This is a genomic window from Bacillus sp. FSL K6-3458 (assembly GCF_038005045.1).
GTDB classification, from domain to species: domain Bacteria; phylum Bacillota; class Bacilli; order Bacillales; family Bacillaceae; genus Bacillus; species Bacillus altitudinis.
This window is the reverse complement of the sequence record NZ_JBBOSI010000001.1, coordinates 934063-956039: the sequence shown is the minus strand read 5'-3', so window position 1 is coordinate 956039 and position 21977 is coordinate 934063. Positions and strand designations below refer to the sequence as shown.

Annotated in this window: 25 protein-coding genes and 1 other RNA gene; 7 read left to right on the top strand and 19 right to left on the bottom strand. The window is 40.3% G+C overall.

From position 1 onward, the window contains the following. Window positions 1-84: 84 nt before the first annotated feature. The 6 genes from MHH23_RS04910 to MHH23_RS04885 all read right to left on the bottom strand — a co-directional run bounded on the left by MHH23_RS04910 (window position 85) and on the right by MHH23_RS04885 (window position 5770). Window positions 85-252 carry a hypothetical protein gene (locus tag MHH23_RS04910; RefSeq protein WP_203143668.1) on the bottom strand — a complete coding sequence of 56 codons (168 nt, stop codon included), beginning with the start codon at window positions 250-252 and terminating at the stop codon, window positions 85-87. Then, the gene (locus tag MHH23_RS04905) at window positions 249-2684 is read right to left on the bottom strand and encodes a heavy metal translocating P-type ATPase (RefSeq protein ID WP_340959004.1); all 2436 of its coding nucleotides are present in this window, start codon (window positions 2682-2684) and stop codon (window positions 249-251) included. Before MHH23_RS04905 ends, MHH23_RS04910 begins: the two co-directional genes overlap by 4 nt. 84 nt (window positions 2685-2768) lie before the next feature. Continuing rightward, window positions 2769-2975: a copper chaperone CopZ gene (gene copZ, locus MHH23_RS04900; protein WP_017368060.1), complete on the bottom strand. Its 207-nt coding sequence runs from the start codon at window positions 2973-2975 to the stop codon at window positions 2769-2771. An 83-nt stretch (window positions 2976-3058) separates the two neighbouring features. Further along, entirely contained in the window at window positions 3059-3364 is a 306-nt protein-coding gene (locus MHH23_RS04895; protein WP_017359234.1) for a metal-sensing transcriptional repressor, read from the bottom strand. A 97-nt stretch (window positions 3365-3461) separates the two neighbouring features. After that, window positions 3462-3917: a DUF6376 family protein gene (locus tag MHH23_RS04890; protein WP_301231756.1), complete on the bottom strand. Its 456-nt coding sequence runs from the start codon at window positions 3915-3917 to the stop codon at window positions 3462-3464. A 254-nt stretch (window positions 3918-4171) separates the two neighbouring features. Next, entirely contained in the window at window positions 4172-5770 is a 1599-nt protein-coding gene (locus MHH23_RS04885; protein WP_340959000.1) for a histidine kinase N-terminal 7TM domain-containing diguanylate cyclase, read from the bottom strand. A 239-nt stretch (window positions 5771-6009) separates the two neighbouring features. On the opposite strand from MHH23_RS04885, the gene MHH23_RS04880 reads away from it, so the two are divergent. Beyond that, window positions 6010-6246 (top strand): hypothetical protein, encoded by a 237-nt coding sequence (locus MHH23_RS04880; protein WP_144679176.1) that lies wholly within the window; start codon window positions 6010-6012, stop codon window positions 6244-6246. Window positions 6247-6298: 52 nt separating this feature from the next. Here MHH23_RS04880 and MHH23_RS04875 read toward each other — a convergent pair whose 3' ends face one another. The 8 genes from MHH23_RS04875 to MHH23_RS04840 all read right to left on the bottom strand — a co-directional run bounded on the left by MHH23_RS04875 (window position 6299) and on the right by MHH23_RS04840 (window position 14369). Further along, entirely contained in the window at window positions 6299-8572 is a 2274-nt protein-coding gene (locus MHH23_RS04875; RefSeq protein WP_268430599.1) for a CDP-glycerol:glycerophosphate glycerophosphotransferase, read from the bottom strand. 430 nt (window positions 8573-9002) lie between these two features. Beyond that, window positions 9003-9366, bottom strand: a transfer-messenger RNA (tmRNA) gene (ssrA, locus tag MHH23_RS04870). Between the two features lie 181 nt (window positions 9367-9547). Beyond that, window positions 9548-10018 carry an SsrA-binding protein SmpB gene (gene smpB / locus MHH23_RS04865; protein ID WP_008347658.1) on the bottom strand — a complete coding sequence of 157 codons (471 nt, stop codon included), beginning with the start codon at window positions 10016-10018 and terminating at the stop codon, window positions 9548-9550. Window positions 10019-10157: 139 nt separating this feature from the next. Next, window positions 10158-12497, bottom strand: coding sequence for a ribonuclease R (gene rnr, locus MHH23_RS04860; RefSeq protein WP_024719828.1), 2340 nt, complete (start codon window positions 12495-12497; stop codon window positions 10158-10160). A gap of 19 nt (window positions 12498-12516) precedes the next feature. Beyond that, window positions 12517-13263 carry an alpha/beta hydrolase gene (locus MHH23_RS04855; RefSeq protein ID WP_008347663.1) on the bottom strand — a complete coding sequence of 249 codons (747 nt, stop codon included), beginning with the start codon at window positions 13261-13263 and terminating at the stop codon, window positions 12517-12519. A 123-nt stretch (window positions 13264-13386) separates the two neighbouring features. After that, complete coding sequence (gene secG / locus MHH23_RS04850; RefSeq protein WP_003212746.1) at window positions 13387-13620, bottom strand: preprotein translocase subunit SecG; 234 nt, start codon at window positions 13618-13620, stop codon at window positions 13387-13389. Between the two features lie 186 nt (window positions 13621-13806). Further along, the gene (locus tag MHH23_RS04845; RefSeq protein WP_008347666.1) at window positions 13807-14097 is read right to left on the bottom strand and encodes an AbrB/MazE/SpoVT family DNA-binding domain-containing protein; all 291 of its coding nucleotides are present in this window, start codon (window positions 14095-14097) and stop codon (window positions 13807-13809) included. 38 nt (window positions 14098-14135) lie between these two features. Then, complete coding sequence (locus tag MHH23_RS04840) at window positions 14136-14369, bottom strand: helix-turn-helix domain-containing protein (protein WP_008347669.1); 234 nt, start codon at window positions 14367-14369, stop codon at window positions 14136-14138. A gap of 154 nt (window positions 14370-14523) precedes the next feature. Between MHH23_RS04840 and MHH23_RS04835 the strand changes: the two genes are divergently transcribed. From MHH23_RS04835 to MHH23_RS04825, 3 genes are all read left to right on the top strand, one after another. Continuing rightward, window positions 14524-14928 carry a helix-turn-helix domain-containing protein gene (locus MHH23_RS04835; protein WP_007500204.1) on the top strand — a complete coding sequence of 135 codons (405 nt, stop codon included), beginning with the start codon at window positions 14524-14526 and terminating at the stop codon, window positions 14926-14928. 130 nt (window positions 14929-15058) lie between these two features. Further along, the gene (locus MHH23_RS04830; protein ID WP_159145118.1) at window positions 15059-15460 is read left to right on the top strand and encodes a helix-turn-helix domain-containing protein; all 402 of its coding nucleotides are present in this window, start codon (window positions 15059-15061) and stop codon (window positions 15458-15460) included. 82 nt (window positions 15461-15542) lie between these two features. After that, on the top strand, window positions 15543-15863 hold the full coding sequence (locus MHH23_RS04825; protein ID WP_007500199.1) for a winged helix-turn-helix transcriptional regulator: 321 nt from the start codon (window positions 15543-15545) through the stop codon (window positions 15861-15863). Window positions 15864-15944: 81 nt separating this feature from the next. On the opposite strand, the gene MHH23_RS04820 is transcribed toward MHH23_RS04825, so the two are convergent. Genes MHH23_RS04820 through MHH23_RS04805 form a run of 4 tightly spaced genes read right to left on the bottom strand, consistent with a single transcriptional unit; the run spans window position 15945 to window position 19402 of the window. Then, window positions 15945-16634 carry an ABC transporter permease gene (locus MHH23_RS04820; RefSeq protein ID WP_008347676.1) on the bottom strand — a complete coding sequence of 230 codons (690 nt, stop codon included), beginning with the start codon at window positions 16632-16634 and terminating at the stop codon, window positions 15945-15947. 21 nt (window positions 16635-16655) lie between these two features. After that, on the bottom strand, window positions 16656-17573 hold the full coding sequence (locus tag MHH23_RS04815; protein ID WP_008347678.1) for an osmoprotectant ABC transporter substrate-binding protein: 918 nt from the start codon (window positions 17571-17573) through the stop codon (window positions 16656-16658). A 13-nt stretch (window positions 17574-17586) separates the two neighbouring features. Then, the gene (locus MHH23_RS04810; protein ID WP_024719832.1) at window positions 17587-18240 is read right to left on the bottom strand and encodes an ABC transporter permease; all 654 of its coding nucleotides are present in this window, start codon (window positions 18238-18240) and stop codon (window positions 17587-17589) included. Window positions 18241-18253: 13 nt separating this feature from the next. Then, window positions 18254-19402, bottom strand: a complete 1149-nt coding sequence (locus tag MHH23_RS04805) for a betaine/proline/choline family ABC transporter ATP-binding protein (RefSeq protein ID WP_135009680.1) — start codon at window positions 19400-19402, stop codon at window positions 18254-18256. A 269-nt stretch (window positions 19403-19671) separates the two neighbouring features. Between MHH23_RS04805 and MHH23_RS04800 the strand changes: the two genes are divergently transcribed. Further along, window positions 19672-20208, top strand: coding sequence for a GbsR/MarR family transcriptional regulator (locus MHH23_RS04800; RefSeq protein WP_017359221.1), 537 nt, complete (start codon window positions 19672-19674; stop codon window positions 20206-20208). 55 nt (window positions 20209-20263) lie between these two features. On the opposite strand, the gene MHH23_RS04795 is transcribed toward MHH23_RS04800, so the two are convergent. After that, entirely contained in the window at window positions 20264-20899 is a 636-nt protein-coding gene (locus MHH23_RS04795; RefSeq protein WP_024719834.1) for a MarC family protein, read from the bottom strand. A gap of 118 nt (window positions 20900-21017) precedes the next feature. Between MHH23_RS04795 and MHH23_RS04790 the strand changes: the two genes are divergently transcribed. Both MHH23_RS04790 and MHH23_RS04785 read left to right on the top strand, forming a co-directional pair. Continuing rightward, on the top strand, window positions 21018-21482 hold the full coding sequence (locus tag MHH23_RS04790) for a hypothetical protein (protein WP_268430596.1): 465 nt from the start codon (window positions 21018-21020) through the stop codon (window positions 21480-21482). 15 nt (window positions 21483-21497) lie between these two features. Continuing rightward, window positions 21498-21962 (top strand): GNAT family N-acetyltransferase, encoded by a 465-nt coding sequence (locus MHH23_RS04785; RefSeq protein ID WP_268372709.1) that lies wholly within the window; start codon window positions 21498-21500, stop codon window positions 21960-21962. Window positions 21963-21977 lie beyond the last annotated feature (15 nt).

The window sequence follows — 21977 nt, the reverse complement described above, 5'->3', positions numbered from 1 at the left end:
GAAGAGCTAAAATGAACTTTATGTTAGCTCTTTGTGAAAGAAATCCATTGAAGTCTAGAAAGGACGAGTACCGAAGCGCAGGACTTACACCGAATGCGAGGACTTCGCTTCTGATGAAGTCTCATGTTGCATATGATCAGCTGGCGGCTCTTGAAGAGGAGAAAGTTCGACATAAATCGCATAGCCTATCAGTACAAAGGCTACATAAATCACAGCACTCAACGTCCACACCAATTTGACATTCAGCTTCATTTTGCCACACCCTCTCTGACAGGTTTCAATCGCTGTAATCTTAGTGCGTTCAGCACAACCGATACAGAACTAAAGGCCATTGCCGCTCCTGCAAGCCATGGTGCCAGCAACCCAAATGCGGCGACTGGTATGCCAATACAATTGTAAGCAAGTGCCCAAAATAGATTCTGTTTAATGTTTCTCATCGTTTTTCTGCTAAATTCAAGTGCATCTGCAATGGCATGGAGATCTCCTGTCATGAGCGTAATATCTGCCGCTTCCATGGCAACATCTGTACCTGTTCCGACAGCCATCCCGATATTTGCTGTTGCAAGGGCAGGGGCATCATTGATGCCGTCTCCAACCATCGCCACTTTTTTTCCTTGTTTCTGAAGCGCTGCAATATGAGCCGCTTTTTCCTCTGGAAGAACTTCAGCAATGACATGATCTATGCCTGCCTCACTCGCAATCGCTTCTGCTGTGCGTTTGTTATCTCCTGTCATCATCACGACGTGAATCCCTTGCTCTTTGAGACGAGCGACCGCTTGAGAAGAAGACGATTTGATTGTATCAGCAACGGCGACAATACCTGCTGGCTCGCCGTCAATGGCAATGAGCATCGCCGTTTTTCCTTGTTCTTCAAGCTCAGTCACAACTGCTTCTAGTGCTTCGCAGCTGATATAATGTTTCTTTAGGAGCTTCCGTGTGCCAATCAAAAGCTCATGTCCTGCAGCCCTTGCTTCAATTCCATGACCAGGATCTGCTTGAAAGGCTTCTACCTCGACCGCTTGGAGACCCCGGTTCTTCATGCCTTCTGTGATTGCTCTGGCAAGTGGATGCTCTGACTGCTGTTCTGCCGATCCTGCTAACTGAAGCAGCTTATCTTCTGTCCAATTGGCAGACGCAATCACATCTGTAAGACTCGGCTCCCCTTTTGTCACAGTCCCTGTTTTATCTAGCACTACTGTATCTAGTGATTGGGTTATCTCTAAATGCTCTCCGCCTTTAAACAGAATACCTGATTCAGCTGCCCGGCCGCTGCCTGCCATAATAGAGGTCGGTGTAGCAAGGCCAAGCGCACAAGGACATGCGATGACGATGACTGCTATAAAGGTTTCAAGGGCCGCTGTCACATTTCCTGGATCAACAAAGATATACCAAATCAGAAAAGTGAGCACAGCCAATCCTACAACAATGGGGACAAATATCCCTGAAATTTGATCTGCCATTCTTTGAATTGGTGCTTTTGAGCCTTGCGCTTGTTCGACGACTCGAATGATTTGTGAAAGAGCTGTTTCTTTTCCTACTTTTGTTGCTTTCACTTTCACAAATCCATTTTTATTGATGGTTGCCCCGATGACTGTATCTCCTGTGGTTTTATCAACTGGCAGACTTTCTCCTGTAATCATCGATTCGTCGATCGCTGTTGTTCCTTCGATGATTTCTCCGTCTACCGGGACTTTTTCACCTGGCTTGACGAACACAAGATCATTCACTTTCACTTCAGAAATAGGAACGGTCATTTCTTTCCCATCTCGCTCTATCACAGCTTCTTTCGCTTGTAAGCCCATCAGTTTTTGAATCGCTTCTGATGATCTCCCTTTCGCTCTTGCTTCCATTAACTTTCCGAGCACAATCAACGTAATCAGCACAGCACTCGTTTCATAATAAAGGGCCGCTTCATGTGTGCCTTGAACCGCTGATTGAATACTTTCATATAAACTATAGAAAAAAGCAGCCGATGTCCCTAGTGCCACAAGGACATCCATATTGGCACTTTTATTTTTCAACGCTTTATAAGCACCTACATAAAAAGGCCAGCCGACAATGAACTGGACGGGCGCTGCTAATGCGAGCTGAACCCATGGATTCATAAACGCTTCTGGCAGCCAAATAAACGATGTGAAAGAAAAATGACTGACCATTGCCCAAAGAAGAGGCAATGACAAAATCATCGAGAACAAAAAGCGTGCCGTTTGTTTCTCAATCGCTACTTGGCGATGGTCTTTTTTCCCTTCCTCTGCATGCTCTTCGGCTGGTTCAATTAATGAATATCCAATGGATTTCACAGCCTCTTTTATGTCACTTGGAGATATTTTCCCTGGATGATATGTCACCTGAAGTGACTCAAGCGCAAAGTTCACTGATCCTTGATCAATACCATCCATCCGGTTGACTTTTTTCTCAATTCGGTTTGCACAAGCCGCACATGTCATTCCCTCTATATCAAATTCGGCTTGCTCCACCACCACATCATAGCCAAGAGATTGAATTTTTTGTTTTAGATCCCCTGCTGTGAGTTGTTCTGTTTCATACACAATGTGGGATGTTTCAAGTGCAAAGTTCACACTGGCGTCGTCCACACCTTCCAACCTGTTCAAGCCCTTTTCAATGCGGCCTGCACAGGCGGCGCAAGTCATTCCCGTAATTTGAAAATCAATTTCTTTTTTCATTTATCTCACCTCTCCACATACTCCATGGGGGTATTGTTATTTTTTAAAAAATACGTGCTGTCTTATGCAGCACGTATGCTCATTTTATACGACATCATATCCCTGTTCTTCAATGACATCAGAGATCTGGTGTAACGTGATTTGATCTGGGTGAAAGGAAACCTCCACCTGACCCTTATCTAAATGGACTTTCACAGATTCAACACCTGCTAATTCTCCTACATTTCCTTCGACTGCTTTCACACAATGTCCGCAAGACATGCCTTGCACTTGTAGTGTTGCTTGTTCCACTTCTCATCGCCTCCATCAATCATTTTCTAATTTTACTATACCCTAGTAGGGTATAATTGTAAACATAAATGATCCGCTTTTTGCTACGATTTTGTCAGCTTCGTGAAGACATTCATTAACTCCTCAATGGCTTCATCCCCATTACCGCTCTTAATGGCATCCGCTACGCAGTGATGTGTATGCTTTTCCATTAATTGAAGACTCACTTTTTTTAATGCTGCATTGACAGCAGAAATTTGATTCACGACATCTATGCAGTAACGATCGTTTTCAATCATTTGCTGAATCCCTCGCACTTGACCTTCCACTCGTTTTAAGCGATTGATTAATTGCTCTTTTTCCTTTTCAGCTCTAGGCGAAGCGATATGTCTTTCTTCATGTTCTGTCATCTGATCACCTTTTTTCTATCATACTTGTGTTACATTCAATTAAAGCATATCTTCACCTGAAAAGGCAAAGATATGCTGTGATCACCGTTTGCTTATCCTAGTTTGTTAGTTGTTCAATATCTTGCAAAAGGCTGACCGATTGCTGAAGCTGCTTCATGAGGCCTTGCTGATCCTCTAAAATAGCTGCAGCATCGAAGTTGTCCATTTTCAATTGCTGTAAATAGGTTTGAATCTCCTCTGACAGCACTTTATTTTTCTCCATGATTTGTGCATGCAGGTCTTCTGCTATTGATGGGGCTGTGAGTTCATTAAATTCTTGAATGTCTGCTTTCAATGATTCTAGCTGCTGCGTCAAATCTACTCTTTTGGCAGCATCTTGTACAGCTTCTTCCGCAAGCTGTGGAAAATCCTCTGTGAATTGCTGAATATCCGTCACATACTCATTTGCCTCTGTGACATATGTCGTTGTATCGTTCACTTGGTCTAGCAGTCCTGAACATCCACTTAACAAAAACGTACCGGTAAATAGAAACGCCATCACATATTGTTTCAAGATCCATCATCCTTTCATCTGTATGTTGAAACCCCTCATTTGTCCAGCTTCCAACCACACAGATGCAAAAAGACCTTAAAAAAAGCCAGACCTTTGCCTCATGTGTGATAGGCAAAGGTCTGGCTAACATGTTCATGCCGGAATGGCCGAGAAACAACGGATGTTTCTGTAATGACGACCAAACCGTAAAAGCTACTCCCCTTTAGGAAACCGTTCAAATGTTATGTTTATCATATCTAAATGAAGGACAACAGTCAATGAGAAGCAGGCGGAAGATCCTGCTTTTGGTATAGCATATAGTCCGAACCAGTTGATGCATAAATCCGATTACGTCCTTGGCGTTTTGACATATACAAGGCTTGATCTGCCTCAAATAGAAGCGTTTCTAATATAGAGGGATCATTCGCTGTATGGGCGACGCCAAAGCTTGCTGTCACTCTTACTTTTTTCTCATCTGTCTGAAAGAAACTCACTTCAAATGAATGTCTCATCTGTTCCGCAATATGACATGCCTCTTCAAATGAATGATGCGGCAGACAAATGGCGAACTCTTCTCCACCATATCGGCCAAATAAATCATCCATCTTCAAATGCTGCTGACAAATGGACACAACATGACGCAACGCCTCGTCTCCAATATGATGTCCATGCGTATCATTGATTTGTTTAAAGAAATCAATATCAAATAGCAATATCGCAGTATCCTGCGCATCCTCTTCCAATAACATCTGCGTTCGTTCAATAAAGGAAGACCGATTGAAGATATTCGTCAAACCATCAATATATGCTCGACGCTCCAGCTCTTCCTGCAATAGTCGCTGCTCCGTAACATCGCTAATCACAATTTGCCTGCCCTCGACTTCGCCTCTTCTATTAAAAAGAGAAGAAGCAGTGAGATGATAATAGAAGTTCTGCTCTTTTTCCCACATTAAATCATACTGTGAATGATCCTTCGGAGAACGCAGCCACTGTATAAACGCTGGCTCTTTGATGATCCCTGAGAATATATCATCGATTTTATAGCCGATTCCCTTTTTAGCGAGCACAGGAATGATCAATGCAGCCGCAGGATTATAATCAATCAGTGTTCGGTATCGATCCAATAGAAGAACACCTTCTGACATATGTTCAAACACACGCTCCATTGCAATGGGAGAGAGCTTAAAGAGATGAAAAGACATAATCGCCCATAAGTAGAGTGCGTTGGTTAAAAACATCACCACTGGTACTGGGTCAATGTGAAAAGGCGTGACACCTAATAAATAGATAAAAGAGGTCGTGATCGGCAATAATATTCCAACGAGCAAGATCAGAACCTGTTTCAAATATTCTTTCTTCACACGTAAAAACCAAAGCAGCATAAAAATAGCGAGCATAGAACAGCCAAATGTATAGACCCCATGAATGATATACCAATAACCAATGGTAAAATCAGCTAATAAAAACCCGTCTACTGTATTCATCGTGATGCTTCGGTAAAAGAGTGAATGAAAAGAGTTGGTGAACACCAGAATGGTGGTTAAAATTGGAATCAACAAGAAGAGAAGCACGCGGCGCTTTGTTACATATTGATGGAAACCAGTAAACTGCAGCACAATCATCAGGCTGAACGGTGCAATAAACGGAAGACCTATGTATTGAAAACTAACCCAAAATGTAATTTCTTGAGGGGTGCGCGCCAATAATTCAAATGTATGTCCAAAAATATAAATCGCAGTTGCTCCAGACATATACATAAACAATTGACAGCCAATATACCGATGGCGATTTGCATGAGCAATGATTGATAATATTACGGACAGAATGCCAGAAACACTCATGATCACAATAAAATGTAAAACAATCGAATCCATGTAAACGCCCCAATTTCAGTTATTTAGAACTAGTCTAATCTTACTATATATGAGGACGTCTCAAATGGGAAGATGTGATTTTGATTTGGTTGGCGTTTTTTTGGAAAGCGTTCGTCATTTTACTAGTCGTGGCGCCCCATCTATTTATTACTTCTTACTTAATTTAAGGATAAAGCATATTGTAGCAAGTGAAATATCTGTACAATGTGGAGATGAATGAAAAGGAGGCTTGATAGGAGATGACTTTTTTGATCATCATGGCAGGTTTGTTTATGCTGATTCTTTTAGAGAAGCCATTTCAGAAGAAACGATCTAAGCTGTTATTTTTAATGAGTTATTTGCTGCTGCTTGCGGTTTATGTGATTCAGACAACATTTGTGGAGATCATGTCGGATGGGCTTTTGATGATGATGGCGTTGATTGTGGTTTGTCCTTTGTTTGTTCGAATGATCCAGTCTTTTCAGAGGAACGCTTGACTTAGTAATAGAAAAAACCTCTACTTGTCCCATCGCAAGTAGAGGTTTAACTTTAATGATTACGAGTAAATACTTCCTTCACCACTCGTTCACTTGCTTTTCCATCTTCTAGTGAACAGAATCTTTCATGGAATACATCGTATTTTTCCTTGTAAGCATCTTTTACGCTTTCAATGTTCTGAATGCTATGAAGCACTTCTTCAGACGTATACAATAACGGACCTGGCAGATCTTTTTCGACATCAATATAAAAACCCCTCAGCACATCTTTGTATTTATCAATATCATACGTAAAGAAAAGAATCGGCTGCCTTAGGTTTGCAAAATCAAAGAATACAGACGAGTAATCCGTGATAAGGATATCACTTGAAATATATAAATCATTGATATCATTATATTTAGAATAGTCAAAGGCAAACCCTTCAAACCCTGTTAAATCAATATTATCTGAAATGAAATAATGCATTCGTAAAATGATGACATATTCTTCGCCTAACTTTTCTTTTAACAAATTTAAATCTAAAGTGAGATTAAATTTGTATTGCCCTGCTTTATGAAATTCATCATCTCTCCATGTTGGAGCATATAAAATGACTTTTTTATCAGCAGGTATACCAAGCTTCGATTTAATCTTTACTTTATCTGCTTCTGTAAAGTTTTTCAGAATATCATTTCTTGGATAGCCATATGTTAATATTTTTTCTTTCGGATACATAAATGCACTTTCGAAGATTTTTTCAGAATATGGGTTTGCTGCAATTAGGTAATCCCATTTTCGAGATTGTAAATAAAATTCTTTTTTATAATCTGGATTTGCAGATACTACATTATCCATATCAAATACTAATTTCTTAAGTGGTGTACCATGCCATGTAGATAAGATAATTTGTTCATCTTTTTTATAAAGCGACTTTGGCTGTCTCATGTTTAAAACAAAATATTTTGCCACTGTGACATAGTAAAAATAGCTCCAGCTAAATCGCTTAATTACTTTAACGTTCTTGTGCTGAAATTCTTCTTCATTTGCCACCATTTCTTTATCATTCAGAATCCAAACATGCTTCCATTGATTTGGCTCATGCTCAAGAAGATATTTAAATATCGCCTTAGGGCTATCCGAATAGTTTCTTCCTAAAAAGCTTTCATAGACAATGGTGTTAGGTTTAATAGGCAATCTTGAGAAGAACAATTGTTGAACGATTCTTTGTCTCGCTCTCTTCTTTTTCGGTTTTATGCCCTGATACAGATTATAATAGAGAACTCTCTTTTTACTCAGACGATATGCCTTATGATAATTCCCGACCTTAATTGCATTAATTTCTTTTGAATGTCTTCTCTTCAGTTTGATTGGATTTGACTCTGCATTCAAAATGGTCTGACAGGACTGATAAATAGGCGTTAAACTTTGAATGCCCTCTTTAAACAATGGGCTTTTTACAACCTTATATAAATATTGGCTAATCGCTTCAAGCTTCACTTGTTTCACTAAAGCCAAATCGTCACATTGTTCGATTGATTTGCTTAATGTTCGGAACATTTCTTCAAATCGATGATCCTGTTCTTCCTGGGAAAGTGAAGGGAAATTGATAGGATCGTTATGGATCAGCTTATAGTATAGACAAATTGATGTTTCCAAAATAGAGAATGCATCTTGATAAATTTTCATTAAGAACGGAATATCACTATACAATGGTGCGCTTTCATCAAACTGTATTTGATTGTTCAACAAATATTTCTTTTGAATAACGAACCCATGTGATTTTAATTGATAAGAAATCTTCTTAAAGAACTTTTCTTTTGCAATTTCATGATAATGAGCTGATACAACATTCTCCTCAAAAAGCATCTGCATGACTTCGTTTTCATTTGCATCAACATTTAATTTTTTCAAAACATGACTTAAATTATCCAACGTATCATGCTGATACAAAGCCTGCTTCTTTTCCTTTAATGTTGTGTTTCTGTCTACAATTGTCTTTTTCACTTTCAGCTTAAAAACATTCAATTGTTCTTGATCAATGATTTGCTTTGCATATATCAGCGCATTGGGATGTAAGAAATCATCAGCATCTAAAAATAAGATGTACTCTCCTTGAGCTTCTTCTATGCCTTTATTTCTACTAATGCCTGCATTTGTATGAGGTCCCATATTGATTGTTCTATAATTAAAAGTATAAGGCGCTAAAATTTCTTCTAGGTGTTGACTATCTTGATGGACCAAAAGTACTTCGAAATCTTTAAAAATTTGATCATCTAAACTTTTCATGCAGTTATCAGTATACTTTTTATTGGTATCCTTATAAGGAATAACAATAGTAAATAACATAAGATCCCTCTTCCAAATTTTATATAAACAACAATGTTTGATCTTTTCATCACTTAATATGATTTAAAAAACAATAAATATTATAACAAAAACGTGTTTTTATTCAAAAAAAAGATTCGTCTAAAAAGACGACTCACTAGAAATTCGTTTATCCAAAATGTTTTCATCTATACTTCTATGATACAACAATTTATCATACTTAACATAAAAAAACCACTGTTCTAGCCGACTTGAAATAAAAATAATAAGAACGTATTTTGTCTGTATGATAACATCCAGTTTTGTTTAAAATTCAGATTGTTTAAGTTTCTAATAGCAAAGAAAAATGACGCTGTGATAGCGTCATTTCATATAACCATTCATTTTTTAAAGATGCCAGACCCGCACCAAGGGCTTTCAAACCCTTGATACGACTACATTCTAAAAGTTTTGATGGAGACGGTGGGAGTCGAACCCACGTCCAGAGACATCGATTACTTAAGCGTCTACGAGCGTAGTCAACATATTTACGTGTTCACTCATCCTCATGCCTGCTGACGGGCGCTTGGAGAGCTAGTCTGATGGATCTCTTCTTACGTCCTCAGACGAAAACGTAAGCGTAGCCTACTTCATTGGGCTCCTCACAGACACATAGGCGATGTCAGGAAGAGCTCGCTGCGCTTATTAGGCAGCTAGTGCTAAGTTTTGGTTAAAACTTTTAGTTTTGCCAGTTACATTTAGGTGCGTGTTAACGAGATCGCCTCTCGGCTCGCAGCCTAAGCTCGAACCATCCCTGTCGAATCCGTAACGTCCCCTTGTAAAAGGGATATACGGGATGGAAACGTTCTTTAGCTTAACTGCTTCCGTATATGACTATTATAACAATCTCATCGCTCGAAACAACTGGTGGTTTCTGTAAAAAGACGACAATGATTGTTTACTGCATAACATATTGTAGCATAATGCTTCCGCTCTCAGCAAGCCATCTGCATGCGTCTAGAATTGCTTTTGCCGGTCACGGAAAGCACGCTCGATTTCACGTTTCGCATCTTTTTTCTTCAGATCTTCACGTTTATCATATTTTTTCTTCCCTTTACCGACTCCAATTAGCACTTTGGCAAAGCCATTTTTCAAATAGAGTTTAATGGGAACAAGTGAGTAGCCCTCTTCCTTTGTCGCACCAATCAATTTGCTGATTTGCTTGCGATGAAGAAGCAGCTTTCTCGTTCTGAGCGGATCATGGTTATAACGGTTCCCCTGCTCGTATGGGCTCACGTGCATATTGTGAAGAAACACTTCTCCTCGTTCGATTTTGGCAAAGGAATCTTTTAAATTCACTTTTCCTGCTCGAATGGATTTGATTTCAGTTCCTTGTAATACAAGGCCGGCTTCGTATGTTTCTTCTATAAAATAATCATGATTGGCTTTTTTATTTTGGGAAACAACCTTTCCCTCTCCCTTTGGCATTGGCGTACACCCTCCTTTTGACACAGACACGGTCCAAATCGTACGGATTATTTTATCAAACAATCCAGCTTTCGACAATGCTGCTGCCACGTGGTCAAAAAGCAAATAGAGCATGGTGCCCTATTTGCTTTTTGTCACGTTACTTTTTCTTTTTGCGCTTTTGTTTCGGTGCGTTATCAAAAACGCGTTTTTTCTTTTTCTTCTTTTTACGACCTGTAAACCAGTCGCCGCCTTTATCCTCTTTGCCTTTTTCCCCAGAGGCCTTTTGACCTCCGCGTCCTTTTTTGGCTGGTGGATCTGTCCGTTTTTTGAACTTGAAGTCTTTTGGTGATTTACGGCGAGTGCCTTTCATCCCGACGATTTCAAAATCAATGGAATGCTCATCTTTATTCACACTCACCACTTTGACAGTAATTTCGTCACCAATGCGATATACATTCCCTGTACGTTCACCGATCATAGCAAAGTGCTGTTCATCAAAACGATAGTAGTCGTCAGTCATGTAGCTCACATGGACAAGACCTTCTATCGTATTCGGCAGTTCAACGAATAGTCCGAAATTCGTGACGGAACTAATCATACCATCAAACTCTTCACCGATTTTATCAAGCATATACTCTGCCTTTTTCAGGTCATCTGTTTCGCGCTCAGCATCAACAGAGCGGCGCTCCATTGTAGATGCATGATCTGCGATTTCTGGCAGCAGTTGGCCCCACTTTTCAAGGGTCGCTTCGTCTGTCTTTTTCTCTATTAAATAGGTTCTGATCAGCCTATGCACGATTAAATCCGGGTAACGGCGGATCGGTGATGTGAAGTGTGTATAGAATTCCGTTGATAATCCAAAATGGCCAATGCTTTCTGGATCATACTTCGCCTGTTTCATCGAGCGAAGCATCACAGTTTGAATCACGACTTCTTCCGGCTGATCACGGACGGCATCAAGTACACTTTGAAGAGCACGCGGGTGAATGTTCGTTGACGTTCCTTTCACAATGTAACCAAACGTCGTCACGAACTCTAAAAAGCGCTGAAGCTTCTCAGGATTTGGTTCTTCGTGAATTCGGTAAATGAACGGAACATTCATCCAGTGGAAATGCTCGGCAACTGTTTCGTTTGCCACCAGCATGAATTCTTCAATTAATTTTTCGGCAACGGAACGCTCACGAATGACTACGTCTTTCGCTGCGCCTTCATCATCTACAAGCACCTTTGCTTCCTTGAAGTCAAAATCGACTGCTCCACGCTCCATTCGCTTGTCACGCAGAATTTCTGCAAGCTTCTCCATCTCTTGGAACATTGGTACTAACGGCTCGTATTTGTCTAAAAGCTCTTCATCTTGGTCAACTAAAATCTTATTCACATCGGAATAGGTCATTCTTTCCGTCGTTTTGATCACACTTTGGAAAATTTCGTGTTTGACGACTTTCCCACTTCGATCAATGATCATTTCACAAGAGAGTGTGAGACGATCAACTTTCGGATTCAATGAGCAAATGCCATTTGACAGGCGATGAGGAATCATTGGAATAACGCGGTCGACAAGATACACACTCGTTCCGCGCTCATAGGCTTCCTGATCAATCGGCGAATTCTCTGTAACATAATGAGAAACGTCTGCAATGTGCACGCCGAGCTTATATTTGCCATCATCGAGCTTTTGCACGGTTACCGCATCATCTAAGTCCTTTGCATCTGCACCATCAATCGTCACAATCGTTTCGTTGCGCAGATCACGCCTGCCCTCTAAGTCTTTTTCATCGATCGTTTCAGGTGTGTCTACTGCCTGCTGGAGCGCTTCTTCCGGAAACTCACCTGGTAGCCCGTGTTTATGAATAATCGACAAAATATCGATGCCAGGGTCATTTTTGTGACCAAGGATTTCAGTCACTTCACCTTCTGCGCTCATTCTACCTTCTGGATAGCTTGTCAGCGTGACAACGACTTTATGACCTTCAACCGCTCCGTTTTTAGCGGATTTTGGAATGAAGATATCGTTTGTGATTTTTTTATCATCAGGAATGACAAAACCAAAACTTTTCGTTTCTGTATAGGTACCGACAACCGTCTGAGTATTACGCTCTAGTATACGGATGACCGTTCCTTCTTTTTTGGTGCCATTTGATTTGTGGCTGACACGAACCATGACGGTGTCGCCATTCATTGCTGTGCCTAGCTCATTTGGCGGAATGAAAATATCATCCTGTCCAAACTCTTCTGGTGTCACAAATGCAAATCCTTTTGCATGCGCAGACAGCTTCCCTTTGACCAAGTTCATTTTTTCCGGTACACCATAGCGGTCGCTGCGGGTACGGACGATCAGTCCCTGATCCTCTAATATCACAAGTGCTTTGACGAGCTCTTTATAATCATCTGGATTGGTAATTTCCATCATGACTTCTAATTCCTGTACCGTTAATGGTTTGTACGCCTCTTCTTGCATAAACGCAAGTAATTCATCCATAAATTCTTCTTTTTGCACACTCTAACCCCCTATATATTTAAATTGACCAATCGAGTGATTCTAAGAATGCATATACATCCTGATGAACCTTCTCCCGCTCTTTATCAAGCGTGATAACATGGCCCGATTCTTCATACCACTTTAAATGTTTTTCATCAGTCTCTACTTCGTTATAAATAATGTTTGCACTGTCTGTATTAATCATATGATCATGACGTGCCTGAACAACAAAAGTAGGTGAATAAATCATGTCAACATTGTTTCTGACATCTGCAATGAGTTCTTGAAGAGCCTTGAGTGTACCCATTGGTGTTTTCTTGAACTCTTCCATCTCTTGCTCAATTTGATCCTCTGACTTACCCTCGAATTTTTTATAGTTACGGGCATAATCTAGTACACCCTGGTACATGACTTCTTCACTTTTTATGTACATAGGTGCACACATAGGTACAATTCCCTTTACAGGTACAGTGTAACCTAATTTCAATGAAAAAACTCCTCCGAGGGATAGTCCGCAGACCGCAATTTCCTCATAACCTTCGTCTTTTAAAAATTGATAGCCTTCTTCTACATCTTTCCACCAATCTGTAGGACCTGTATGAACAAGCTCCTCTGGCGGTACACCGTGTCCTTTGTATTGAGGTGCATGGCATGTATAGCCTCTTTCATTCAAATAACGCCCAAGCATACGAACATCGGCTGTATTCCCAGTAAAACCGTGAAGAAGAAGCACCGCCTTTTCTCCACCTTTAAACGTAAATGGTTTTGGTGTAACAACTTTCATGATGTGACTTCCTTTCCTTCTGATATGGTTTATATTTTCCACTTGTATGTATGAAACAAACACAAAAGAGTGCTGATAATAAAAAAAGGTCTGAAAAAAGATCAGACCTTCTGTTACTCGCGCCTACACGCCTAAATATGCCAATGCAAGTGTTAAGATGAAGAAAAGCACTGACAAAATGACAGTTAATCGGTGAAGAATCAAGTCAAGACCTCTCGCTTTTTGCTTACCGAAAAGCTGCTCGGCTCCACCTGAAATAGCGCCTGACAGTCCTGCACTTTTACTTGATTGTAATAATACAACGATGATAAGTGCGATACTGACAATTACGAGTAATGTGATAACAAATGCGTGCATGAAAACACCTCCAGACAAACTGGTACACATAACTTTATTTTACATGAAAACAAGGTGCATGTCACGAAACATCAAAATAAAGATTTCCTATATATTGTCGACTTTATATGTCATTTTGATTCAATTTCGCTCCAATGGATTGTATGCAGCATTTTTATATGCAATTTTTGAGGTTAAAAAGCGTTTTTAGCGAGTTGCTTCTTCTTTTAAGAGCTGTTTTAATTCTACTAACAACCGTTCAGCTCCTTCAGGACTCAGCACGACGTTACCATTTCCATAGCTTTTGTTGTATTTCGTTATTTGGCCAGTTAATAAACAGCTCTTATCTGCATCATATTTTTTCAGCATAATGGTTTGATCTTCGATGAAAATTTCTAACAGCTGCTCTTCCTTTATATTGAGTACCTTCCGCATTTCTGAAGGCAGAACAATTCTGCCAAGCGAATCAATGTGTCTTACCATTCCAGTTCTTTTCAATGAAGCCCGCCTCCTTAATGATCAAACAATGATTTCATTCATTGACTTTTGTCAACATCTTCATAGTAAAATAAATCTTCAAATTTTTTATCAAAGTAATGAATCATTTTGCCAATGACAAGCTGTCCTGGCTTCCGGTGACCATTCAATACCCTGCTGAGTGTGGCAGGAGAGATGCCAATTTCATCTGCGAGCTGATTTAAAGACATATCGTTTTCGATCATATACTGCATCACAAAAGCCCGCCTGATCTGAATCTTTTCGACCATCATTACAACCTCCTATGGGATCAATATGTACAACATGTAGGATTCTCATATCTCCCGGATTCATTAACTTATGTCAACACTTTTACGCCCTTTCTATTTCCTTTGGTCAATGATCATACTAAAATAAGTCATATACTGAAATGTGAGGTTCGATGACATGAATCACTTTGGTGAACAATTACGCATTTTAAGAGAGAATAGAAAGATGTCTGTCAATCAACTCGCCATGTATTCAGGCGTAAGCGCTGCCGGTATTTCTCGGATTGAGAATGGAAAGCGTGGTGTGCCAAAGCCTTTAACCATAAAAAAATTAGCACGCGCTTTGAAGGTGCCCTATGAGGATTTAATGCTGCTTGCCGGTTATATTGAACAGGAAAAAGTGCATGAAATGAAACCGAAATATGAATCCATATTAAAAATCTATCAAACGGCGCTTCAAAAGGATGTAGAACATCTCCCTATTTTCGATGGAGACCAATGGGAAACACTCACCGCACAAGACATCAGCCAGCTGAATCAATACTTTCTCACGCTCATTAACCAAAAAAAGGCGAACAAATAGCGGGGCATAAACATAAGATACATCCACCATTAACTAATGTCAATATTTTCATGGTGCACTTATTGCCAATAGTCAACAAATCGAGTACACTAGAGATAACTAATCTTTAACCATGTGAGGTTTTGAGTTGATGAACTTCGGTGCATATTTAAGAGCATTACGTGAGAAAAGGAAACTATCGGTGAACCAATTAGCGATGTATTCAGAGGTCAGCGCTGCTGGTATTTCTCGGATTGAAAACGGGAAACGCGGCATTCCGAAACCTCCTACAATTAAAAAACTAGCAAGTGCATTAAAAGTACCTTATGAGGACATGATGCAGGCTGCAGGGTATATTGAAGAAGCATCTTCTGCCTATGTCATAAAGGAAGAAGAAACGGCTTTTACCCAAATAAAAGAAGCAGCAGAGCACTATGAACTTGATGATCTTGAAATATTTAATGGGGACATATGGTCCACCCTTTCTAAACATGAAATAGAGGATTTAAATCGCTATTTGTTATTTCTACTAAACAGCCGTTCGTCATCGTAAAATGTTTTGATCATTGACAAGCTTTTTGCGCCGATTTTTGACAGAATTACGGTATAATGGGTTCAGATTGGAGTGAAGAAAGATGAATCAATCTGATATGTGCCCACGGTTTGAAAAAGCAGTTGAGTTATTAAGTAAACGCTGGGTGGCACTGATTGTTTTTCAGCTTCTCTCAGGTTCGCAGCGCTTTAGTGAAATCGAAGCAGCTCTGACCAATTTAAGCGGAAGGGTTTTATCTGAGAGATTAAAAGAGCTGGAAGCAGCAGGCATTGTAAAACGGGAGGTTTTTGCTGAAACACCCGTGCGTATTGAGTATTCATTAACTGATATGGGGCGCTCACTTGCACCCGTTTTTGAGGAAATTGCGAAGTGGTCCTCTGAATGGATCACACTTGAATCATAAATGTCTCCTGATGTGAGCCGCCTAATCATGATAAAAAAACCTCCCCTACAGATGTAGAGGAGGTTTTGTCTTTTCAAGCATTTATGCGGACGTCATGTTTTTTTCAGCTAACGCCTTGCTTTCTTTTTTCTTGTTGGTTGGGCTTAAATAGCGTTCAAGCCAGCCCATGACAAGGTCGGCAATAATGGCCATGAGCGCAGTTGGAATAGCACCTGCTAAAATAATGGCTGTTCCGTTTGTCGCGTTTGATCCTCTGATGATAATATCACCAAGTCCTCCAGCACCAACAAATGTCCCAATCGCTGTAATACCGATTGCGATCACAAGTGCGGTTCTTAAACCAGCCATAATGACAGATAAAGCAAGCGGTAATTCAACCATTCTCAGCACTTGCCATTTCGTCATACCCATCGCTTTCCCCGATTCTAAATAGGCATGCTCAATGCTGACAATACCTGTGTACGTGTTACGGATAATCGGCAGAAGCGAATATAAAAAGAGTGATAAGATGACTGTATTTGCACCAAGTCCTAATACAAGCATCAACACAGAAAGCATCGCTAACGCTGGAATGGTTTGAATGACATTGGTTATCGCGAACACCCAATTGCTCAGTTTGCGGTAATGCGCCACAAAGATGCCGACTGGTATTCCCACAATTGCCGCAAACAATACCCCATACGCTGACATGAGGAAATGCCGGTAAAATTCTTCTAACACATATGAACCGTTCTGTTGATAATACGCCCATAATTGCTGTAGTGTGTCCATCAGCTCTGACACCTCCCAATCTTACTCAAAGTAATTGTGTTTCTTTAGAAAATCTCTCGCAACAGTCGCTGGTTCTTTTAGTTCTCCATCGACTTGATAATTGAGCTCTTGCATTTGTTCGGTATCGATTTTTCCAATCAACCTGTTGATCACCTTGTCCAGTCCTGGATTTTCTTTTAATACCTTCTCAGGGACAACTGGTGATGCATCGTATGGTGGGAAGAATCGTTTATCATCTTTTAAGATTTTGAGATTATACGCTTTGATCCGGCCATCTGTTGAATAGGCAAGCACAATATCCATTTTTTCATTTTTCAATGCGTCATAGACTAGACCGATCTGCATCGGAAAAGTGCTTCCAAATTCAATTCCGTATGTTTTCACAAACCCTTCGTAACCGTCACCTTTCTTTTTCAGCCAAATATTATCCACACCGAAGCGATAATTTTTGGCATTCTTTTTTAAATCAGAGACTGTTTCTAGGTTGTTTTCCTTCGCCATCTTCTGCGTCACAGCAAAGGCATACGTATTATCAAACCCATAGGAATCAAACCATTTGTAATCATAGCGTTTTTTGAATTCTTTCTGGACGATTTCCATTGCACGCTTTGGATCTTTTTCTGCATCCATTCCTAGCGTACTTGTTAAATCCGTGCCTGTATATCGTGTTGCTGAAATGTCGACATCCCCGTTTTCCATTGCTTTTTGCTGCACCGTATTCGAGCCTAAATTCTTCACAATGGTTGTCTTTTTATCTGTGTAATGCTCAATGATGTCTCCCACCATATAGGCCATAATTTCTGATTCTGTAAAGTTTTGTGCACCGATTCGCAGCGTGCTCCCTGAAGAGCCGGCTAGTCCAGGAAGTGAACAGCCACTTATGAATAGCAAGCATCCGGCAAGCAGTGCACTGATCCATTTTGTTTTTCGATTCTTCACATGAGCCAACTCCTTATGAAACTTCCTTCAATCCTTTTAAGCCTTCTGGTGTTACTTTTTTCTCAAGCTTCATCAATGTAAGGTCAATGATGACCGCTAAAATAGTGACAGGGATTGCACCCGCAATAATGTATTCCGGCTGGTAAAGCTGAAGCCCAATTAAAATGTAGTCACCAAGACCGCCTCCACCGATAAAAGCAGCAAGTGTTGTCCATCCAATTAAATAAATCGTTGAGGTTCTGACACCTGCCATAATGACCGGAACAGCAAGCGGCAGTTCCACAAGACGAATTTGTTCCCATGTCGTCATGCCAATTCCTTTTCCAGATTCAAGCAAGTTTTTGTTCACACCTTGAACACCGGCATACGTATTTCTTAAAATAGGCAAAACGGAATAGAAAAATAGCGCAACGATCGCAGGTATTTTTCCAACTCCCAAAATAGGAATAAAAAATGCAAGAATCGCTAAACTAGGGAGTGTTTGAAAGATATTCACGATGCCGATGACAAAACCGGCGCCTCTTTTCATTCGTGTAAGAATGACGCCTAAAGGAACGGCCACGATAATGCCTAACACAACGGCAATTAAAGAAATGTATAAATGCTCCCACATTTTTGTGAGGAGTTCCCCACCATTTTTCTCAAGAAAATCGATGATTTGATCCATGTGTACACCTCCCTTAGTTCATTTCAGTGACAGCCTCCGGGGTATCTTCTCCCCAAATAGAGTCATATACGACATCTACAAGACTTGCACGTGTGACGATGCCTTTTAAGTGCCCTTTTGCATCGACAACCGGTACATATTTAATGCCACGTATTAAGATCTTTCGGACAGTATCTCTAAGAAGCGCTCCTTCTTGTACTGTATAAAATTCTGTATTTAAAATATCGCCAACGAAGGCTGCTTTTCTGCGGTTTGCATCGATGGTTTCAATGTCGATATAGCCTTTTAGCACATGATTTTCATCAACGACAAGCAGGGAATCAACCCGCTTTTCTCTCATAATAAAGATGGCATCTGTCAATGTTTTTTCGACGGTAATTGTGACTGGAGACGTGTTCATCATTTGTTCCACACGTTCCATATTCGGGTTTGACTGAAGTAGACGTTCTTTCCCGATGAATTCTTCTACGAATTCGTTCGCAGGGTTACGTAAAATGTCATCTGGCGTGCCCACTTGGACAATCTCTCCATCTTTTAAAATGACAATGCGGTCTGCAAGTTTAATCGCTTCATCCATGTCATGTGTGACAAATACGATTGTTTTATTTAACGTTTTTTGCAGTTTCTTAAATTCTTCCTGCAATGAATCTCTTGTAATTGGGTCAAGTGCTCCAAATGGTTCATCCATCAGGATTAAAGGGGGTTCTGCTGCGAGTGCGCGAAGAACGCCGATACGCTGCTGCTGTCCTCCACTGAGTTCATGAGGGTAACGCTCTAAGTATTCCGGCCCCATGTCGACGAGTTTGAGCAATTCACGCGCTCGTTCTTTTCGTTTTTCTTCCGGCCACTTCAGCAGCTTCGGCACAAGGGAAATGTTTTGTGCGATGGTCATATGAGGGAAAAGTCCAATTTGCTGAATCACATAACCAATTTCTCTTCTTAATTGGACTGGATCTTTTTTCATAATGTTTTCTCCCTCGATGAATATGTTTCCTGAGGAAGGTTCAATCAGTCGGTTAATCATCTTCATGGTTGTCGTTTTACCACAGCCACTCGGTCCAATAAAACAAATAAATTCTCCTTTTGCTATTTCTAAATCAATATTTTTGACAGCTTTTTTTCCGCCTTTATACGTCTTAGATACATTCTCTAGTTTCAGCAAATGAGACACCTCCAATTAGTCGGATATATATTTTCAGAAAATTTACACCTTATTTATTATAGTGCAAACTTTATAAAATAAAAAGTTTACGATGTGTTTGTATTGCATAAGATTTATTTAAAATTTTCAGTTAACGGCCTGATATGTACCGATCCCTCCTTTTTCCTCCAACTTACGAGCAAATACTCAATATTTATTGTTTTCATCAACAAACAGGTATATGATATATTGTGTTACAAATTGTCAGTCGTGAAGGGATGAAGCGGGGAATGGACAAGCAAGCGTTAGGCGCCATTCAAAAAGCACAGGATCATTATATTGAAAAAGCTGCCGAGAACATGAATGCCTTTGGTCTTTCTGCCACAGTGGGTAGAGTGCTTGGTATCATTCATATGAACCGTAAACCAATGACGCTCGGTGAGCTCTCAGAGGCGACCGGCATGAGCAAAACAAGAATGAGTCAAGTCGTTCGAGAAATGCTTGATCTGAATATTGCTGAAAAGGTTTATGAAAAAGGAATACGCAAAGATTTATATGACGTTGAGCAAGATCAATATCAAACCTTTATTTCATTGTTTGCAGCCAATTGGTCACGTGTTGTCAGCAAAAATCGCAAGGCACATAAGAAGACATGCAAGGAATTGCTGGAGCTGCTTGAACAAGATGACCTGCCAGAAGAAACAGTAGATAAAATCAATCTTCTTCTTTCAGAAATCAAGGAAAGTCTCGATTATTATGACTGGATTAGCCGTTTAATTGAGTTCTTTGAAAGTGAAGAAGTATTTCAACATGTGCCAAAACCTTAAAAAAAGCTGTTTTATTTTACAATTTTGTAGAAAAAAACAGCTTTTTTATATACACTTATGACATCAGCATTGGGAACATCCCTTTGATCCCTGCGCCAATCATCTCTACTGCCACAACAGCTAAAATCAATCCCATTAATCGTGTCACGACATTCATCTCTGTTTTCCCCATTTTTCGCATAATGAAACTCGAATAATGAAATGCATAATAGGTCATGGCAAGTACGACCACAATGCCAATAAGAATCGCAAGCAGATGAAGCGTTACTTGGTGGCTTCCTGGGGTTAAGCTCATGACGGTTGCAATTGTACCAGGTCCTGCAATGATCGGAATGGCGAGTGGGGTCACCGAAACATCAGCCTTCTCTTTGCTCTCTGCCTTTTCATCCGAATGAGGGTTTTGAACATGTGATTCTTTTGCATTTAGCAAATTGTAAGCGATACCAAAAATAAAAATACCTCCGGCGATACGGAGTGCATGGATATCAATGCCAAACAATTTGAAAATGAGCCTGCCTGCCAAAAGAAAGGCAATCAAAATCATAAAAGACACAACAATCGCTTTTTTGGCCGTCTGGGATCGTTCTTTTTCTGAGTAGCCTTCTGTTAAAGTGATAAAAAGAGGCACGTTTCCAATGGGATTTGAGACAGCAAATAGTGACACAATGACATGAATCATAAAGGAAATCAACAGACACCCTCCTTTTTTCATAGTGTCTGCTAATCTGATGCGAATATTCCCTTGTTCTGTTAAAACCTGGTTTGTTTTAACCGATGATAATAGAGGTTTAACGAAAGGGGAATAGAACATGAAAAAAAACATCACGATCATTGTCTTGTCTGTGATCATCCTAGGTGCAACTGGCTGGATTGTGTGGCAGCAGCAGTCGCTCACCGCATCAGAGAATAAACACCAGCAAGAAATGAGAAAGAATAATGAGCAGCTGACACAATTAAAGTCAGAAGGAACGGATATGAAAGATGAAATGGATGGTCAAAAAAAGGAATTGTCCACCGTCACAAACAAGCTGAAGAAAGAAAAGAAGGCGCATCAAAAAGAAATCAAACAGCGTAAAGCACTTGAATTGAAAATAGACCAGCTTCAAAAAGAACTGGCAGCAGCGAAAGCAACGGCTCAAGCGAATAAGCAGGCAGCACAAACGACTAGGAAAGCCACTGTCAAAAAAGACCCAAATGTCACCCATCATCCTCCTTCTCAATGGGTACAGGATCAATATGATTGGGGTGTTAAACAAGGGTATATCAAAGAATAGAGAGGATGAAATGATTTGATACAGATTCGGCCATTGTCTCATGATCAATCTGTTCCTATGGATCTTTTACTATTAGCTGACCCTTCAACTGAAAAAGTCCTTGCCTATGTACAATCTGGTTCTTGTTATGTGGCTTTTCATAAACAGGACATGATTGGTGTGTATGTTCTGACGCCTCTGTCTCAGCAGACAGTGGAAATCATGAATGTCGCCGTGAAGGAGTCATGGCAAGGTAGAGGAATTGGGAAGCAGCTGATCCGCCATGCTATTTCAGAAGCCCAGACAGCTGGCTTTCATACAATTGAAATTGGCACAGGCAACTCTAGTATTCAGCAGCTCGCCCTTTATCAAAAATGCGGTTTTCGCATGGCGTCTATCGATCACGATTTCTTTCTGAAGCACTATGATGAACCGATTTATGAGAACGGTATTCAATGTATGGATATGGTGCGGTTGTCACTCGTTCTTCAAGCAGACTGACTTCATTCAGCCTGC

Excerpts from the sequence above, each read along its gene's own strand:
- MHH23_RS04910 (WP_203143668.1), bottom strand. The coding sequence starts at position 252 with ATGAAGCTGAATGTCAAATTGGTGTGGACGTTGAGTGCTGTGATTTAT.
- MHH23_RS04905 (WP_340959004.1), bottom strand. The coding sequence starts at position 2,684 with ATGAAAAAAGAAATTGATTTTCAAATTACGGGAATGACTTGCGCCGCC.
- MHH23_RS04895 (WP_017359234.1), bottom strand. The coding sequence starts at position 3,364 with ATGACAGAACATGAAGAAAGACATATCGCTTCGCCTAGAGCTGAAAAG.
- MHH23_RS04885 (WP_340959000.1), bottom strand. The coding sequence starts at position 5,770 with ATGGATTCGATTGTTTTACATTTTATTGTGATCATGAGTGTTTCTGGC.
- MHH23_RS04880 (WP_144679176.1), top strand. The coding sequence starts at position 6,010 with ATGACTTTTTTGATCATCATGGCAGGTTTGTTTATGCTGATTCTTTTA.
- MHH23_RS04875 (WP_268430599.1), bottom strand. The coding sequence starts at position 8,572 with ATGTTATTTACTATTGTTATTCCTTATAAGGATACCAATAAAAAGTAT.
- smpB (WP_008347658.1), bottom strand. The coding sequence starts at position 10,018 with ATGCCAAAGGGAGAGGGAAAGGTTGTTTCCCAAAATAAAAAAGCCAAT.
- MHH23_RS04855 (WP_008347663.1), bottom strand. The coding sequence starts at position 13,263 with ATGAAAGTTGTTACACCAAAACCATTTACGTTTAAAGGTGGAGAAAAG.
- secG (WP_003212746.1), bottom strand. The coding sequence starts at position 13,620 with ATGCACGCATTTGTTATCACATTACTCGTAATTGTCAGTATCGCACTT.
- MHH23_RS04840 (WP_008347669.1), bottom strand. The coding sequence starts at position 14,369 with ATGATGGTCGAAAAGATTCAGATCAGGCGGGCTTTTGTGATGCAGTAT.
- MHH23_RS04835 (WP_007500204.1), top strand. The coding sequence starts at position 14,524 with ATGAATCACTTTGGTGAACAATTACGCATTTTAAGAGAGAATAGAAAG.
- MHH23_RS04830 (WP_159145118.1), top strand. The coding sequence starts at position 15,059 with ATGAACTTCGGTGCATATTTAAGAGCATTACGTGAGAAAAGGAAACTA.
- MHH23_RS04825 (WP_007500199.1), top strand. The coding sequence starts at position 15,543 with ATGAATCAATCTGATATGTGCCCACGGTTTGAAAAAGCAGTTGAGTTA.
- MHH23_RS04820 (WP_008347676.1), bottom strand. The coding sequence starts at position 16,634 with ATGGACACACTACAGCAATTATGGGCGTATTATCAACAGAACGGTTCA.
- MHH23_RS04810 (WP_024719832.1), bottom strand. The coding sequence starts at position 18,240 with ATGGATCAAATCATCGATTTTCTTGAGAAAAATGGTGGGGAACTCCTC.
- MHH23_RS04800 (WP_017359221.1), top strand. The coding sequence starts at position 19,672 with ATGGACAAGCAAGCGTTAGGCGCCATTCAAAAAGCACAGGATCATTAT.
- MHH23_RS04790 (WP_268430596.1), top strand. The coding sequence starts at position 21,018 with ATGAAAAAAAACATCACGATCATTGTCTTGTCTGTGATCATCCTAGGT.